The sequence below is a fragment of the Pseudomonas sp. AN-1 genome, from assembly GCF_034057115.1.
In the GTDB taxonomy this organism is placed as follows: Bacteria; Pseudomonadota; Gammaproteobacteria; order Pseudomonadales; family Pseudomonadaceae; genus Geopseudomonas.
In genome coordinates, this window is the sequence record NZ_CP139195.1 from 2847753 (window position 1) to 2862363 (window position 14611).

The following is a 14611-nucleotide window of genomic DNA, read 5'->3' on the forward strand; positions in this document are numbered from 1 at the left end:
GACTCCTGCTCACTGGTCGTACTGCTCGGCCAGGCGCACCACCAGCGCCTCGGCCAGCTCGCGCGGGGTCGCGCTGAAACTGCTGTGGCCGCCGTCGCGCAGGCTGTCCGGCATGCTCGGGCAGGCGCAGCTGTCGGCCTTCTGGGTCCAGATCAGGCCGCCCTGACGGCGCAGATAGGCGGCGGCGGCGCTGCCGTCGCTGCCCATGCCGCTGAAGGCGATCACGCCGCAGCAGGACGGGAACTGCTGGGCCAGGTTGAGCATCATCTGGTCGATCGACGGGCTGTAGGGCTCCGGCCAGGAGCGGTCGAGGATGCGCATGCAGCCATCCTCGTCGAAGGCCAGCTCGTGGCTGATCGGCGCCACCACCACCTCGCCGCAGCGCACCCGGTCGCCCTCGCGGGCCAGGTTGACCGGCCACTGGCTGTGGCGGCCGACCGCCTGGGGCAGGCGCTGCTCGAACGACGGATCGATGTGCTGGGCGTAGATGAAGCCCAGCGGCAGGCCGCCGGGCAGGGCGTCGAGGAACTCCTTGACCGCCTCCGGGCCGCCCAGCGAGGCCGCCAGCAGCCACACCTGCTCGGCCGGCTCGCCGATGGCCAGCGCCGTCTCGGCCAGCGCTTCCGGCAGGTTGAGCCGCGGCGGGCGCTGGCCGTTGGCGAGCAGCGCCTCCAGGCTCGGGCCGACCGCGCGGGCCGGATCGCCGACCAGGCGCTTGAGCTTGCCGAGCAGGCGCCGCTCCCAGCGGGGGTAGTGCTCGGAGCTGCGCTCCGGAGCCTGTCCCTCGCCGAACAGCACCGGGGCGCTGGCCTGCTCGAGGAGCCGGTCGATCAGCGGCGAATCCTCCAGCTGGGCCAGGTCGACCAGCCACAGGTCCGGCATGCAGGCGCTCAGTTGCTCGTCGTCGAGACGCAGCGGGTCGCTGTTGAGCAGCACCTGGTAGCCATTGGCCTGCAGGGTCTGCTGCAGCACGTGGCGCTGCAGCGAGGTGTCGGCGATGACCGCGACGCGGCCGCTGCTACGTTCACTCATGACGACCTACCAACTGCTGGATCTGCTCGAGCAGCGCCGCTTCCTGATACGGCTTGCCGAGATACTGGTTGACTCCGATGGCCAGCGCGCGCTCGCGGTGCTTCTCGCCGGTCCGCGAGGTGATCATGATGATCGGCAGGTCCTTGAGACGCTCGTCGTGGCGCACCAGGGTGGCCACCTCGAAGCCGTCCATGCGCGGCATCTCGATGTCGAGCAGCATCACGTCCGGCACCACGTCCTGCAGCTGGGCGATGGCGTCGACGCCGTCCTTGGCGGTCAGCACCTCCATGCCATTGCGCTCGAGCAGGCGCGTGGTCACCTTGCGCACGGTCACCGAGTCGTCGACCACCATGACCAGCGGCGGGCGCTGCTTGTCGGCGCTCTCCGTGCCGAGGCGCGCCACACCGGCCTGCCTTGGCAGCTGCTGGGCCTGGCGGGCACGCAGGGTGGCCAGCAGGTCGAGAATCACCACCACCCGGCCGTCGCCGAGGATGGTTGCGCCGGAGATCCCCGGCACGCCGGAGAACTGCGCGCCGAGACTCTTCACCACGATCTCGCGCGAGCCGGCCAGGCTGTCCACCTGCACCGCGGTGGCGTATTCCGCCGAGCGCACCAGGATCACCGGCAGCGGCAGGCTCTGCGCCGCCAGCTTGGGCTGCTGGCCGTTGTTCAGCAGCTCGCCGAGATACTTCACCTGGTACTGCTGCCCGGCGTACTCGAAGCGCGGTGCGCCCGGCTGGTAGTAGGCCTCCAGCTCGTAGGGCGAGATGCGCACGATGCCCTCCACGGTGTTCAGCGGGATGGCGTACAGGTCTTCGCCGGAGTGCACCATCAGCGCGCGGTTGACCGACACGGTGAACGGCAGGCGCACCAGGAAGCGGGTGCCCTGGCCGGCGACCGAGTCGATGCTGACCGAGCCGCCGAGCTGCTTGACCCCGGAGGCCACCACGTCCATGCCCACGCCACGCCCGGAGATCTGGGTGACCTTGGCGGCGGTGGAGAAGCCGGCCTCGAGGATGAACTGCAGCACCTCGTAGTCGGACAGTTCGGACTCGGCGGCCATCAGGCCGCGCTCGACGGCCTTGCGGCGCACTGCAGCGATGTTCACCCCGGCGCCGTCGTCGGCCAGGGTCAGCAGGATGTCGCCGCCCTCGCGGCTCAGGCTCAGGCGGATGGTGCCCGCCTCCGGCTTGCCGGCGGCGCGGCGCACTTCCTGCGCCTCGATGCCGTGGTCGACGGCATTGCGCAGCATGTGCTCCAGCGGCGCCACCATGCCTTCCAGCACACTGCGGTCCATCTCGCCTTCGGCGTTGTGCACCACCAGTTCGACCTGCTTGCCCAGCTCGCCGGCGACCTGGCGCACGATACGGCGCAGGCGCGGCACCAGGCGGTCGAACGGCACCATGCGGGTGCGCATCAGGCCTTCCTGCAGCTCGGTGTTGACCCGCGCCTGCTGCAGCAGCAGGGTCTCCGCATCGCGGTTGCGCGCGGTCAGGGTTTCCTTGAGGTCGAGCAGGTCGGACGCCGACTCGAACAGTGCGCGCGAGAGCTGCTGCAGCTGCGAGTAGCGGTCCATTTCCAGCGGGTCGAAGTCCTCGTAGCCGGCCCGCTCGCTCTCGGCCTGGTAGCGCGAGAGGATCTGCGCCTGGGTTTCGGTATCCAGGCGGCGCAACTGGTCGCGCACCCGCTCGATGGTTGCTTCCATCTCGCCGAGGGTGAAGGCGGTGTCGTTGACCTGCTGCTCGACGCGCCCCCGGAAGATCGAGGTCTCGCCGGCCAGGTTGACCAGCGCCTCGAGCAGCTCCGCCGGCACCTTGACCAGCTCCTGCGGCGCGCGACGCGCAGCGGCCTCGGCAGCCGCCTGCTGGGCGCGCTGGACGAAGGGCAGCACCTTGCGCGGAACGTCGTCGCGCACCGGGGTGAGCCGCTGCACCAGCGGCTCCAGACGCGGCGCGACCGGCGCAGCGGACGGCTCCGGCCCTTCGGCCGCCTCGCTGGGCAGCCGCGTGCGCAGCTGCTCGACATCGGCCAGCAGGCGCTCGTAACCGCTCTGCAGGGCCGGGAACAGCGAGGCCAGCGCGCTGCTGTCGGTCGCGGCCGCGTTCAGGTGCTGCTCGAGTTCGAGGGCCAGCTCGCCCAGATGCCGCAGGCCGGCCAGGCGCGCACCGCCCTTGAGGGTGTGCAGCACGCGCAGCAGGTCGTCCAGCGGCGCGGCGCCACGGCCTTCCCAGCTGCCGAGTGCGGACTCCAGCGCCTCCAGCAGGTCGCCGGCCTCCTCGAGGAACAGCGACAGCACATCGTTGTCGCTCAGCTCCGGAGTGAGGAAGCCCGACTCGTCATCGTCCGCCGCGCTGTCGTCGAGCGGTTGCCCGGCCTGCGCCAGCGCATCGAGCGGCGCCGCGCAAGACGCGGCAGCCTCGGGCAGGACCGGAGCGGCAGGCTGGCGGGTATCGCCGCCCTGCTGCCCTTGCCGGCGGAAGCGACGGATCGCCTCGATCAGTTGTGCGCCATCGGGCAGCGCTTTGCCGCTGCGCAAGGCCTCGAGCATCAGGGCCAGGCGGTCGTGGCTGTCGTGCAGCAGACCGAACAGCGACGACTCCGCCTGCAGGCGGCCATCGCCGAGGCCTTCGTAGAGGTATTCCAGCTCGTGAGCCAGGTCGCCGACCTCGCTGACCTCGGCCATGCGCGCACCGCCCTTGAGGGTGTGCAGATCGCGCTGCAGGGCTTCCAGGCCCGGACCGCGGGCGCCTGCCTCGATCCAGCGCTGCAGGGCCTCGCCGGCGGAGTCGAGGATGTCGAAGCCTTCCTCGAGGAAGATCTCCACCAGCTCCGGGTCGCGCTCGACCACCAGGCTGCTCTGCAGGTCGGCCTGCAGGGCCGCCGCATGCTGCGATGCAGCGGGCAGCGCCGGAGCCTCGGCGGCCATCGGCTCGGCGAATCCGCGCTCCTCGGCCAGCGACAGTGCCAGGAAGTCCAGGTCCGTGGCTTCGGCTTCGACTTCGGCTTCGACTTCGGCTTCGACTTCGGCTTCGGCTTCGGCTTCGGCTTCGGCTTCGGCTTCGGCTTCGGCTTCGGCTTCGGCTTCGGCTTCGGCTTCGGCTTCGGCTTCGGCTTCGGCTTCGGCTTCGGCTTCGGCTTCGGCTTCGGCTTCGGCTTCGGCTTCGGCTTCGGCTTCGGCTTCGGCTTCGGCTTCGGCTTCGGCTTCGGCTTCGGCTTCGGCTTCGGCTTCAGGATGTGCAGGCAGGGCGCCTGCCGGCAAGTCCGGCATCCCCCCCTGACGCAGGGCGCGCATCTGTTCGAGCAGTGCGCCCGCTGCGGTCAGCGGCAGGCCCGACTGCAGCTCCTCCACCTGCCGGGCCAGCAGGTCGTGGCCCTCGTGCAGCAGGCCGACAGCGCCCTCGGCGAGGTCGAAACGACCATCGGTGAGACCTTCGTAGACGAACTCCAGCTCGTGGGCCAGATCGCCGATGGCACGGACCCCGGCCATGCGCGCACCACCCTTGAGGGTGTGCAGGTCACGCTGCAGCGAAGCCAGGGCGGAGCGGGCCTGGGGCTGGGCGAGCCAGCGCTCGAGTGCCTCGCCGGCACTCTCCAGGATATCGCCCGCCTCCTCGAGGAAGATCTCGACCATCTCCGCATCGGGAGCCTCGTCCTCGGGCACCACCGGCAGGGGTGCCGGTTCGGCAACGCCATGGGCCAGCGGCGGATCGAGCTCGGCCATCGGCTCGGCTTCTGCCGCCAGCTCGATCCCGGGCAGCGGAACAACATCGACCTCGGTCTGTGCGAGCAGGTCGAACTCCAGACCCGCGGCGGCTGCGGGCTCCGCCACCGGCTCGTCGGCCAGGGACAACTCGAACCCGAGCGGCGGGACGACATCCGCATCGGCCTCGACCACCGGTTCGGCATCCGCCAGCGACTCGAACTCCAGGACCGCGGCGGCATCGGACTCCGCCGCCGGCTCATCGGCCGGCGACGGCTCGAGTCCGGCCAGCGGGGCGGCCTCGGCATCGGCCACCGGCTCGGCATCCGTCAGCGACTCGAACTCCAGGACAGCGGCGGCTGCGAGCTCCGCTTCCGGCTCCTCGGCCGGGGACGGCTCGAGTCCGAGCGGCGGGACGGCCTCGGCCTCGGCCACCGGCTCGGCATCCGCCAGCGACTCGAACTCCAGGACCGCGGCGGCTGCGGACTCCGCTTCCGGCTCCTCGGCCAGGGACAACTCGAATCCGGCCAGCGGGACGGCATCGGCCTCGGCCACCGGCTCGGCATCCGCCAGCGACTCGAACTCCAGGACCGCGGCGGCTTCGGACTCCGCTTCCGGTTCGTCGGCCGGGGACGGCTCGAATCCGGCCAGCGGGACAGCATCGGCCTCGGCCACCGGCTCGGCATCCGCCAGCGACTCGAACTCGACTGGCGGGACGATATCGGCATCGACCACCGGCTCGGCTTCCACCAACAGATCGAACTCCGGGGCCTCGACCACGCTGCAGGCCTGAACCAGCAGTTGCTGCAGAGCCTGCACGCGCGCCGGCTGCGGAGCGACCTCGAGGCCGGCGGCAACCTGATCCATCATGCCGATCAGGGCTTCGTGGGCCGCCTCCACCTCGCGGAAGAACGGGCCGTCCACCACCAGCCGCGACTCGCCGACGGCCGCATAGATCGCCAGCAGGGCGATGCACAGCTGATCGACCTGAGGCAGCTCGGCGTGCTGCGCACCGCGCGACAGGGTCGCCAGCTCGCTGCGCAGGGCCTCGAGTTCCTCGCGTTCGGCCGGATGCTGACGCCAGCGCGCCAGCAGATCGTCGGCATCCAGCAGGATGTCCATGCCCTCGGCGAGGAACTGGCTGATCAGCTTGGGATCGCGCCGGTCCTGGCTGCGCCAGCCGGCCTCGGCGGCATCCAGCTGCTCCTGGTGCAGCTGCTGCACCCGGGTCAGCAGCTCCTCGCTGCCCGGCAGGCGTGCCAGCGGCTCGCTGCCGAGGCGCTCCAGGCCGCGGCGCAGGAGCTTTTCCGCATCGCGCAGCAGCTCGGCGGCGGCCAGGCCGAAGGGTATCAGGTTGGTCTTGAACTCTTTCGCCAGTCTTTCCAGCGGCGCCGCCACTTCGGCGATCGGCTGGATACCGGCCATGTAGGCGCTGCCCTTGAGGGTGTGCAGGGCACGCTGCAGTTCGTCGGTGACCGCCTGCGGCAGTTCGCGGTCGCAGGCGCCGAGGAAGCGGACGATGGCTTCCAGATGGGCTTCGGCCTCGGCGAGGAACACCTCCAGCAGTTGCGGGTCGAGCAACTCCTCGTCGGACGCAGCCTCGGCGGATGCGACGGTGGACTCTGCCGGCAGGCCGGCGGCGACCGCCTCGATCGCCGGTACGGCGCCAGGCAGGGGCTCGCCGCGCGACAGGGCATGGGCGCTGGCGGCCAGGCGGTCGACGTCGTCGCGCTGGCGCTGGGCCTTGGCGGCGTATTCATCGACCAGCGCCGGCAGCAGGTCGACCACGTCGCGGATCACCTGCAGCAGCGGGTCATCGACCTGGATGCTGCGGTCGATGACCCGGTTGAGCATGTTCTCGATCGACCAGGCCAGCTCGCCGATGACCAGGGCGCGCACCATCCGGCCACTGCCCTTGAGGGTGTGGAACGCGCGGCGCACCTCGGTGAGCGCTTCGCGGTTGCCGGTGTCGGCGGCCCACTGCGGCAGGAATTCGTTGATGGTGTCGAGGACCTCGCCGGCTTCCTCGATGAACACCTCCTGCAGGTCCTCGTCCACCGGCTCCTCGTCGGCGGGCGGCGGCAGCAGCTGCGGCGGGGCGTCCTGGGCCGGCGGATTGATCGCCGCTACCGGCGTCGCCAGCACGGCGGCCAGGCTCAGCTCGGACGCCGGTTCAGACGCCGGTTCGGACACCGGTACTGACGGCTGCGGCACCTCGGCGGGCACTACGACCGGCTCCGTGGCCACCAGGGCCTCGGCTTCGACAGCCGCGGCCTGGGGATCCACCCCGACCGCCGCTTCGGCGGCCTCGACCGGCGCCGGAGTTTCGACCGCCAGCGGGGTTGCCACGGGCGGTGTCTCGGCCAGGGGCTCCAGCCGCGGCGCGGAAATGTCCGGCTCGGGCTCGGCGATGACCGCAACGGCCGGTTCGGCGCGCAGCTCCACCAGCTCGGGCATCGGCTCGTCGAGGATCGAGCGGGTCGGCTGCAGGCCATAGCCCAGCGTCGTCAGGCTTTCCTCGGCGACGTCGAGGATCAGGTCGCCCTGGGTCACATGATCCTCGGCGATCCGCTCGAGGTAGTACTCGACGCTGGTGATGGCGTCGGCCAGGGTGTCCAGGCTCTGCCAGCTCGGCACCGCCTGGCGCACCAGCAGCTGCTCGCGGATGTAGCGGCAGCAGGCATCCAGCAGAGCCGCGGCACGCGGCAGCGGGATCATGCCGAGACCGCCGCGCACCTGGGTCAGCAGCTCGGGCACGCGGGCCAGATGCTCGTGATTCCACTGGGAACCGATGAACTCGATGATGGCATCCTTGGACTGCTCGAGGCCGTTGCGTGCTTCCTTGATCACCAGCTGGTGGATCTGCCCCACATCGGTGGTCGGCAGCAGGTTGTCCTCGCCACGCTCGCCTTCGGCCGGACCGACCATGCCGGACAGGGTGGCCTCGACGAACAGCAGCGCGCCGGCGATGTCCATCAGCACCGCGTCGTTGGGCTGGCACTGACCGCTGATCAGCTGGCCGATGGTCAGCAGCTGGTCGGCGATCACCTTGCGCTGCTGGCCGAAGCCGAGCACCGCCAGGGTATCGCCGATCTGCTTGAGCGGCACCTGCAGGCCGACCAGATCGCTCAGCTGGCGCCGATCGCTGCGCACGAACAGGTCGAGGCTGTCCTTGACCCGCACCAGCTCCTCGCACAGGGCCCCGACCACCGAGCGCATGGCGTCGCGGTCGGGGCCGGCCATGCGGGCGCGCTCCTCGTCCACCAGACGGCTGTCGGGCATCGCCTCGGCCAGCTGGAAGCGCGCCTTCAGCTCGGCGGTACGCCCCGCCTCGCTGGGGCTCTTGGCCACGTAGAACAGCAGGTTCTTCAGCAGTTGGTCGGGCGCCGGCTGGTTGAGCGCCGGCATGCCGTCGTCGATCAGGCGCTTGAGTTCGTGATCGACCTCGCGCAGCAGGGTGCGCAGGGTGTTGCTGGCGGCGATGCTGCCGTCGAGCAGTCCCTCGACCACGCCGGCAGCCACCGACCACAGCGGGCCGACGGGGGCAGTGGCGGTCAGGCTTTCCAGCTTGGCGAACACCTTGACCAGATAACCCAGCTGGGTCGCCGGTTCCTGGTTGCGGATGTAGCCTGCCAGCGCCACCTGCAGCATCTGCCGCAGCTTGCGCAGCAGGGTCGGCAGGCCGGCACGCTCCAGTCGCTCGAGGGCAGCCGGAGCCAGCGCTGCGGGCCGTGCGGCCGACAGGTCGGGGGAAAACAGGCTGGTTTCCGACAGCAGGCTCTCGCCACGGGCGGCGCGCAGGTCGTTGAGCAGCGGCAGAACCACCAGCGGCAGGTCGCGGCGGGCGCTCTGGATTCGCTCGAGGTAGACCGGCAGCTGCAGGATCGCCTGCATCAGCACTTCCAGCGCCTCGCCACGGCTGCCGCGCCCCTCGATCAGGGCCTGCAGCAGCCGCTCCATTTCCTCGGCCAGCAGAGCGGCGCCATAGAACTCGACCATCTGCAGGGTGCCTTGCACCTGATGGACGTGGTTCAGGCAGAAACGCAGGCGCGTCAGGTCCTGCGGGCTCTCGACGAACGCCTCCAGCGCCTGGCGGGCCTGCTTGAGGGTTTCCGCGATTTCGCCTTTGACCCACTCCAGGGCGACATAGTCGTGCCGATCACCCATAGCGACTCCACACATTGATCATGGTTACCCCTTTCGGGTAAAGGCCAGAACCCGCTCATCGGCGACCGGCTGCAGCTGCGGGTGACGCCAGTCGGCCACTTCGCCGACGCCGATCACAAGCAGCCCGCCCGGTACCAGACGCTCGACCAGGCGCGACAGGATCTCGCGCCGGCGCCAGCGCCGAAAGTAGATCAGCAGGTTCTGACAGAAGATGACATCCATGCCGCGCTGCGGCGCACGCTCGAGTTCGAGCACGTTCAGTCGGGCAAAGCAGACACGTTCGCGCAGGGACTCGCAGACCTGGTAGCTGCCGTCGGACTGGTCCAGGAAGTAGCGCTCCAGCAGCTCGGCAGGCAGCTCGCCGACCCGCCGGGCGCCGTAGCGCCCCTCGCGGGCCCGGGCCAGGGCGCTGAGGCTGAGGTCGGTGCCGGTGACGCCGAAGCGGCGCCCTTCCAGACCGGCCTCGCGCTGCACCTCCGCCGCCACCACGGCCAGCGAGTAGGCCTCCTCACCGCTGGAGCAGCCCACGCTCCACAGCTGCCAGGCACGTCCGCGCTCAAGTTGCTCCAGCCGCTCACGCAGGTAACCGGCGAGATGCTCGTAGGACGCGGGATGACGGAAGAAACGGGTTTCCTGCACGGTCAGGCGGTCCATCAGGTGCGACCACTCCACAGCACCGCGCGGGCCGTCGGTCACCTGCTGGTAGTAGCTGGCGTAGCTGTCCAGCCCCAGCTCGCGCAGACGCTTGCCCAGGGTGGTCTGCAGGAAGGCGCGGCGCTGCTCGTTGAGCACCATGCCGCTGCGGGTTTCCAGCAATTCCTGCCAGGCACGGAATTCCGCTGCCGTGATATCGGGCAGCGGCTTCATCGCCCAGACCGCGCTTGGCTGCATGCCGCGCCCCTCGCTCATGCTCGTCCGGCGGCAGCCCGTTCAGGCTGCCGCGCTCCATGGTTTCAGGCCTGTTCCCGGCGTTCCGGCAGGGTGAAACCGGATACCGACTTGCGCATGTCGCTGGCCATCTTGGCCAGGGTACCGATGCTGCGCGCCGTCGCGGTGGTACCCGACGAGGTCTGCGTGGTGATTTCCTGAATCACGTACATGGTGTTGGAGATGTGGCCGGCCGAGGAGGACTGCTGGCGGGCGGCGTTGGAGATGTTCTGGATCAGCGCCGCGAGGCTGCGCGATACCTTCTCGATCTCTTCCAGGGCCACACCGGCGTCCTGTGCCAGACGGGCACCGCGCACCACCTCGGTGGTGGTCTGCTCCATCGAGATGACCGCCTCGTTGGTGTCGGTCTGGATGGTCTTCACCAGTGCCTCGATCTGCTTGGTCGCCGCCGAGGAGCGTTCCGCGAGGCGCTGAACTTCGTCCGCAACCACGGCGAAGCCGCGACCGGCGTCACCGGCCATGGATGCCTGGATCGCCGCGTTGAGTGCCAGGATGTTGGTCTGGTCGGCAATGTCGTTGATCAGGCTGACGATGTCACCGATCTCCTGGGACGATTCACCGAGACGCTTGATCCGCTTGGAGGTGTCCTGGATCTGCTCGCGGATGTTGTCCATGCCGGCGATGGTGTTCTGCACCACCTCGTTGCCCTTGTTGGCGATGGCCACAGAGCGCTCCGCCACCGCGGAGGATTCGGCGGCGTTGGCCGATACCTGGTCGATGGAGACCGCCATCTCGTTGATCGCCGCGGAGGCGCCGGCGATTTCCTGGGCCTGGTGCTCGGAAGCCTCGGCCAGGTGCATCGCGGTGGCCTGGGTTTCCTGGGCGGCGGCGGCCACCTGCACGGCGGTCTGGTTGATGGTTTCCACCAGGTCGCGCAGCTGGTCGATGGAGTAGTTGATCGAGTCGGCGATGGCGCCGGTGAAGTCCTCGGTCACCGTGGCCTGCACGGTCAGGTCACCGTCGGCGAGGTCGCCGATCTCGTCGAGCAGACGCAGGATCGCGGTCTGGTTGCGGTCGTTCTTCTCGGCGGTCTCGGCCAGACGGCCGCGGGTATCGCGTACCAGGATCAACGCCATCAGCATGATCGAGGCCAGCGCCACCAGGCCCAGCAGGTAGCCGGCCAGGGTGTTGAAGGCGCGCTCTTCGACCAGGCCTTCGAAGTCGTCGGCCAGTTGGGTGGTGTGCTCCAGCACCTTCTGCGACACGCCGAAGATGTTGTTGGCGGACTCGCGCACCTGGAACAGCTGCGGCGAGGTCTCGAGGATCTCGTCCACCGAACCGGAAACGAAGGCGAACAGTTCGGAAATCTCGTTGAGGCGGCTGATCGCCTCGGCATCGGTCACCTTGGTGATCGACATCGCCGGGTTGCCCTCGTTCATGCCTTTCAGTACGCGGCCGAACAGGCTGGCGTCGCGGCCGAAGCTGTCGGCGGCCTGCACCGAGTCCTCGGCGCCAGCGAGCACCTTGTTCACCGAGGCGAGGATACGTTCGGCCAGCAGGGTCTGGCGCTGGGCCACAGCCACCTGGTCGGGCGAAGCGCCGTTCTCGAGGAGGATGTCCACCACTTCCTCGTATTCGGCCTGCAGCTGCGGAATGGTCTCGGCCAGGGTCTCGGCCACCTGGTGCAGCGATAGCACGGTCTGCTGGCTGGCCAGGATGGCGTCGGCGCTGTCGCGCAGGCGCGTCCACTCGCCCTCCAGGGCGGCCATGTCGGCGGCGACCGCCTCCGGGCTGGCCGGCAGGCCGGTGGCCGGGTCACCCTTGGCCAGCCAGTCCCAGCGCTGCTGGAAGTCGTCGCGCTCGCTCTTCAGCAGGGCGAAGGCTTCGCCCTTGCCCGCCGCCGCCTCGATGGCGTTCTTGGCGATCCCCTGCGACAGCAGTCGCAGCTCGCCGGCGTGGCCGATGTACTGTTTGTCGTGCTCGGCCTGCTGGTTGAGGTACGCGAAGTTGGCGAACAGCAGCACCACGGAGACGATCAGGATGGCGAACAGCCCCCCGATCAGCGTGCTGCTGCGCATGCCGGTGAACAGATTGCCTGCGTTGAGTTTTTTCATCGTCTGGCCCCCGCCTGGACCTTCCACACTGAAACGGATCCCAAGTAACACCGCGGGCCGGCAACGCCGACCCGCCCGAAAGATCTAGCTGTAGCTATACGGCAACATCGAGAAACGCCTGCTCCCTGGCCAGCGCATGCGGGCTGAATACCAGCCAGGGTCGCTCGCGCAGGAACACGCCATGAATCAGGGGCTGGAGAGCCGCCTCGAGCGGCGGCAGCTGCTCGGTGAAGGCTTCCACGGAGAAGTGCTGCATGCCGAACACTTCGTCGACCACCAGGCCGGCGAACACCTTGTCGTGCTCGACCACCAGCACCCGGCGCTGCTTGCGCAGCGGCGACAGTTCGCCCCCCAGGAAGCCGCACAGATCCATGATCGGCAGCAGGCGTCCGCGCACGTTGGCGACGCCCTTCACCCAGTTCTTGACCCCGGGCAGCAGGGTGTAGCGCGGCTCGTGCAGGACTTCGGTGACCTCGCCCATCGGCGAGACGAACAGCCGCGTGCCCATGCGAAAGCCGATGCCGCTCCAGCTCTGCGCCACTTCCTGCTGGGCCGGCAGGCCCGCGGAATAGCGCCGGCAGAGCTGGTCGATGCCGAGCAGTCGCTGGAAAGGTGTGATGACATCGGACATGCCGGCCCTGGCCTTCTTCTTGTCTGGGGTTGTCGTGCTCCGCCCCTCAGCCAGCCTGGACGGCGGCGATGGTCTTGAGCAGGGTGTCTTCTTCGACCGGCTTGGTCAGGTAGTCGCGCGCGCCCTGGCGCTTGCCCCAGACCTTATCGGTTTCCTGATCCTTGGTGGTGACGATGATGACCGGAATGTGACCGGTTTCCGGATCCTTGGTCAGCTGACGGGTGGCCTGGAAACCGTTGAGACCCGGCATGACCACGTCCATCAGCACCACGTCGGGCTTTTCCTGGCGCGCCAGGGCGACACCGTCGGCGCCGTTCTCCGCCTTGAGTACCTGATGGCCATGCTTTTCGAGCATGGCGGTCAGCTTGTACATCTCGGTCGGCGAGTCATCAACAATCAGAATACGAGCCATGGAATCCCCCAAAAAAAGGCACGCGTCGGCAGCCGGAAGGCCGGACGTCAGGTGGTTGCTTGCTCCACCGGCACAAAGCCCGGAACGTGCGCCTTGATCGCACCGAGCAGCTCCTCCTTGCTGAAGGGCTTGGTCAGGTACTGGTCGGAGCCGACGATACGTCCCTTGGCCTTGTCGAACAGACCGTCCTTGGAGGACAGCATGATCACCGGCGTGGATTTGAACGCACTATTATTCTTGATCAGGGCGCAGGTTTGGTAGCCATCCAGGCGCGGCATCATGATGTCGACGAAGATGATGTTCGGATGCGAGTCGGCGATCTTGGCCAGGGCATCGAAACCGTCGACGGCAGTGATGACGTCACAACCCACTTTCTTCAGCAGCGTTTCGGCGGTCCGACGAATCGTCTTCGAATCGTCGATCACCATGACTTTCAAGCCTTCGGAGTGTTGATCCATGTCTGCCCTACCATTGCCTCGGTGAGTCGTTGTTGTCCATCGCCCATACGCATGCAGCGCTGCCACTCACGGGCTGCAACCTGATCGCCGGGGCTTTTTAGCACACTATTCCGAAGCAAAGCCATAAGCCCCGGAAGTGCAAGGTTTTTCCTTGACTCAAGGCAAACTCGCGGCCACCTTGGGCTACCGTCAATCGCCTTGTTCGGCTGCCAAGCCGTGGTTTCGTTGTGGAGGACTTCCCTTATGAGCGTTCGCCTGGGCATCGTCATGGATCCCATCGCCCGCATCGCCTTCAAGAAGGACAGCTCGCTGGCCATGCTGTTCGCCGCCCAGGCCCGCGGCTGGTCGCTGTTCTACATGGAGCAGAGCGACCTCTATCTGCGCGACGGCCAGGTACGCGCCCGCACGCGGCCGCTGCAGGTCATCCATGACCCCAAGCACTGGTTCCACCTCGACGACGAGCAGGATCTGGCCCTGCACGAACTGGACGTGGTCCTGATGCGCAAGGATCCGCCCTTCGACAACGAGTTCCTCTATTGCACCCACCTGCTCGAGCAGGCCGAGCGCGAGGGCCTGCTGGTGGTCAACCGCCCGCAGAGCCTGCGCGACTGCAACGAGAAGCTGTTCGCCACCCGCTTCCCGCAGTGCACTCCGCCGACCCTGGTGAGCCGGCGCGTCGACATTCTGCGCGAGTTCGCCGACGAGCAGCGTGACATCATTCTCAAACCCCTGGACGGCATGGGCGGCTCGTCGATCTTCCACCACCGCCACGGCGACCCCAACCTGTCGGTGATCCTCGAGACCCTGACCGCCCACGGCAGCCGGCAGATCATGGCGCAGCGCTACCTGCCGGCGATCAAGGACGGCGACAAGCGCATCCTGATGATCGACGGCGAGCCGGTGCCCTACTGCCTGGCGCGCATCCCGGCGCAGGGCGAGACGCGCGGCAACCTGGCCGCCGGCGGGCGCGGCGAGGCGCGCCCGCTGACCGAGCGCGACCGCTGGATCGCCGCCCAGGTCGGCCCGACCCTGCGCGACAAGGGCCTGCTGTTCGTCGGTCTCGACGTGATCGGCGAGCACCTCACCGAGATCAACGTGACCAGCCCGACCTGCATCCGCGAGATCGACGCCGCCTTCGGCACCGACATCGCCGGCCAACTGATGGACGCGATCGCCGGCAAGCTGGCCGCTCGCCAGGGCTGAGCCGCA

Annotated in this window: 8 protein-coding genes; 1 reads left to right on the plus strand and 7 read right to left on the minus strand. The window is 68.6% G+C overall.

Translation table 11 applies throughout. The features are described 5' to 3' along the window. Positions 1-9: 9 nt before the first annotated feature. The 7 genes from SK095_RS13365 to pilG form a co-directional block, all read right to left on the minus strand. Entirely contained in the window at positions 10-1032 is a 1023-nt protein-coding gene (locus tag SK095_RS13365) for a chemotaxis protein CheB (RefSeq protein WP_136491535.1), read from the minus strand. Beyond that, a complete protein-coding gene (locus tag SK095_RS13370; RefSeq protein WP_320546569.1) occupies positions 1025-8899 on the minus strand; it encodes an Hpt domain-containing protein in 7875 nt (2624 codons plus the stop codon). Before SK095_RS13370 ends, SK095_RS13365 begins: the two co-directional genes overlap by 8 nt. Before the next feature lie 24 nt (positions 8900-8923). Beyond that, the gene (locus SK095_RS13375) at positions 8924-9790 is read right to left on the minus strand and encodes a CheR family methyltransferase (RefSeq protein WP_136490469.1); all 867 of its coding nucleotides are present in this window, start codon (positions 9788-9790) and stop codon (positions 8924-8926) included. A 62-nt stretch (positions 9791-9852) separates the two neighbouring features. Then, positions 9853-11901: a methyl-accepting chemotaxis protein gene (locus SK095_RS13380; RefSeq protein ID WP_136490468.1), complete on the minus strand. Its 2049-nt coding sequence runs from the start codon at positions 11899-11901 to the stop codon at positions 9853-9855. 94 nt (positions 11902-11995) lie between these two features. Next, a complete protein-coding gene (locus SK095_RS13385) occupies positions 11996-12532 on the minus strand; it encodes a chemotaxis protein CheW (RefSeq protein ID WP_136490467.1) in 537 nt (178 codons plus the stop codon). A gap of 46 nt (positions 12533-12578) precedes the next feature. Next, positions 12579-12944: a twitching motility response regulator PilH gene (gene pilH, locus SK095_RS13390; protein ID WP_136490466.1), complete on the minus strand. Its 366-nt coding sequence runs from the start codon at positions 12942-12944 to the stop codon at positions 12579-12581. Between the two features lie 47 nt (positions 12945-12991). After that, complete coding sequence (gene pilG, locus SK095_RS13395) at positions 12992-13402, minus strand: twitching motility response regulator PilG (RefSeq protein WP_136490465.1); 411 nt, start codon at positions 13400-13402, stop codon at positions 12992-12994. Between the two features lie 243 nt (positions 13403-13645). On the opposite strand from pilG, the gene gshB reads away from it, so the two are divergent. Next, positions 13646-14605: a glutathione synthase gene (gene gshB / locus SK095_RS13400; RefSeq protein WP_136490464.1), complete on the plus strand. Its 960-nt coding sequence runs from the start codon at positions 13646-13648 to the stop codon at positions 14603-14605. Positions 14606-14611 lie beyond the last annotated feature (6 nt).

Bases quoted from the DNA above. Each gene is read 5' to 3' on its own strand.
- SK095_RS13380 (WP_136490468.1), bottom strand. From the start codon at position 11,901: ATGAAAAAACTCAACGCAGGCAATCTGTTCACCGGCATGCGCAGCAGC.
- pilG (WP_136490465.1), bottom strand. From the start codon at position 13,402: ATGGATCAACACTCCGAAGGCTTGAAAGTCATGGTGATCGACGATTCG.
- SK095_RS13385 (WP_136490467.1), bottom strand. From the start codon at position 12,532: ATGTCCGATGTCATCACACCTTTCCAGCGACTGCTCGGCATCGACCAG.
- SK095_RS13365 (WP_136491535.1), bottom strand. From the start codon at position 1,032: ATGAGTGAACGTAGCAGCGGCCGCGTCGCGGTCATCGCCGACACCTCG.
- SK095_RS13375 (WP_136490469.1), bottom strand. From the start codon at position 9,790: ATGCAGCCAAGCGCGGTCTGGGCGATGAAGCCGCTGCCCGATATCACG.
- SK095_RS13370 (WP_320546569.1), bottom strand. From the start codon at position 8,899: ATGGGTGATCGGCACGACTATGTCGCCCTGGAGTGGGTCAAAGGCGAA.
- gshB (WP_136490464.1), top strand. From the start codon at position 13,646: ATGAGCGTTCGCCTGGGCATCGTCATGGATCCCATCGCCCGCATCGCC.
- pilH (WP_136490466.1), bottom strand. From the start codon at position 12,944: ATGGCTCGTATTCTGATTGTTGATGACTCGCCGACCGAGATGTACAAG.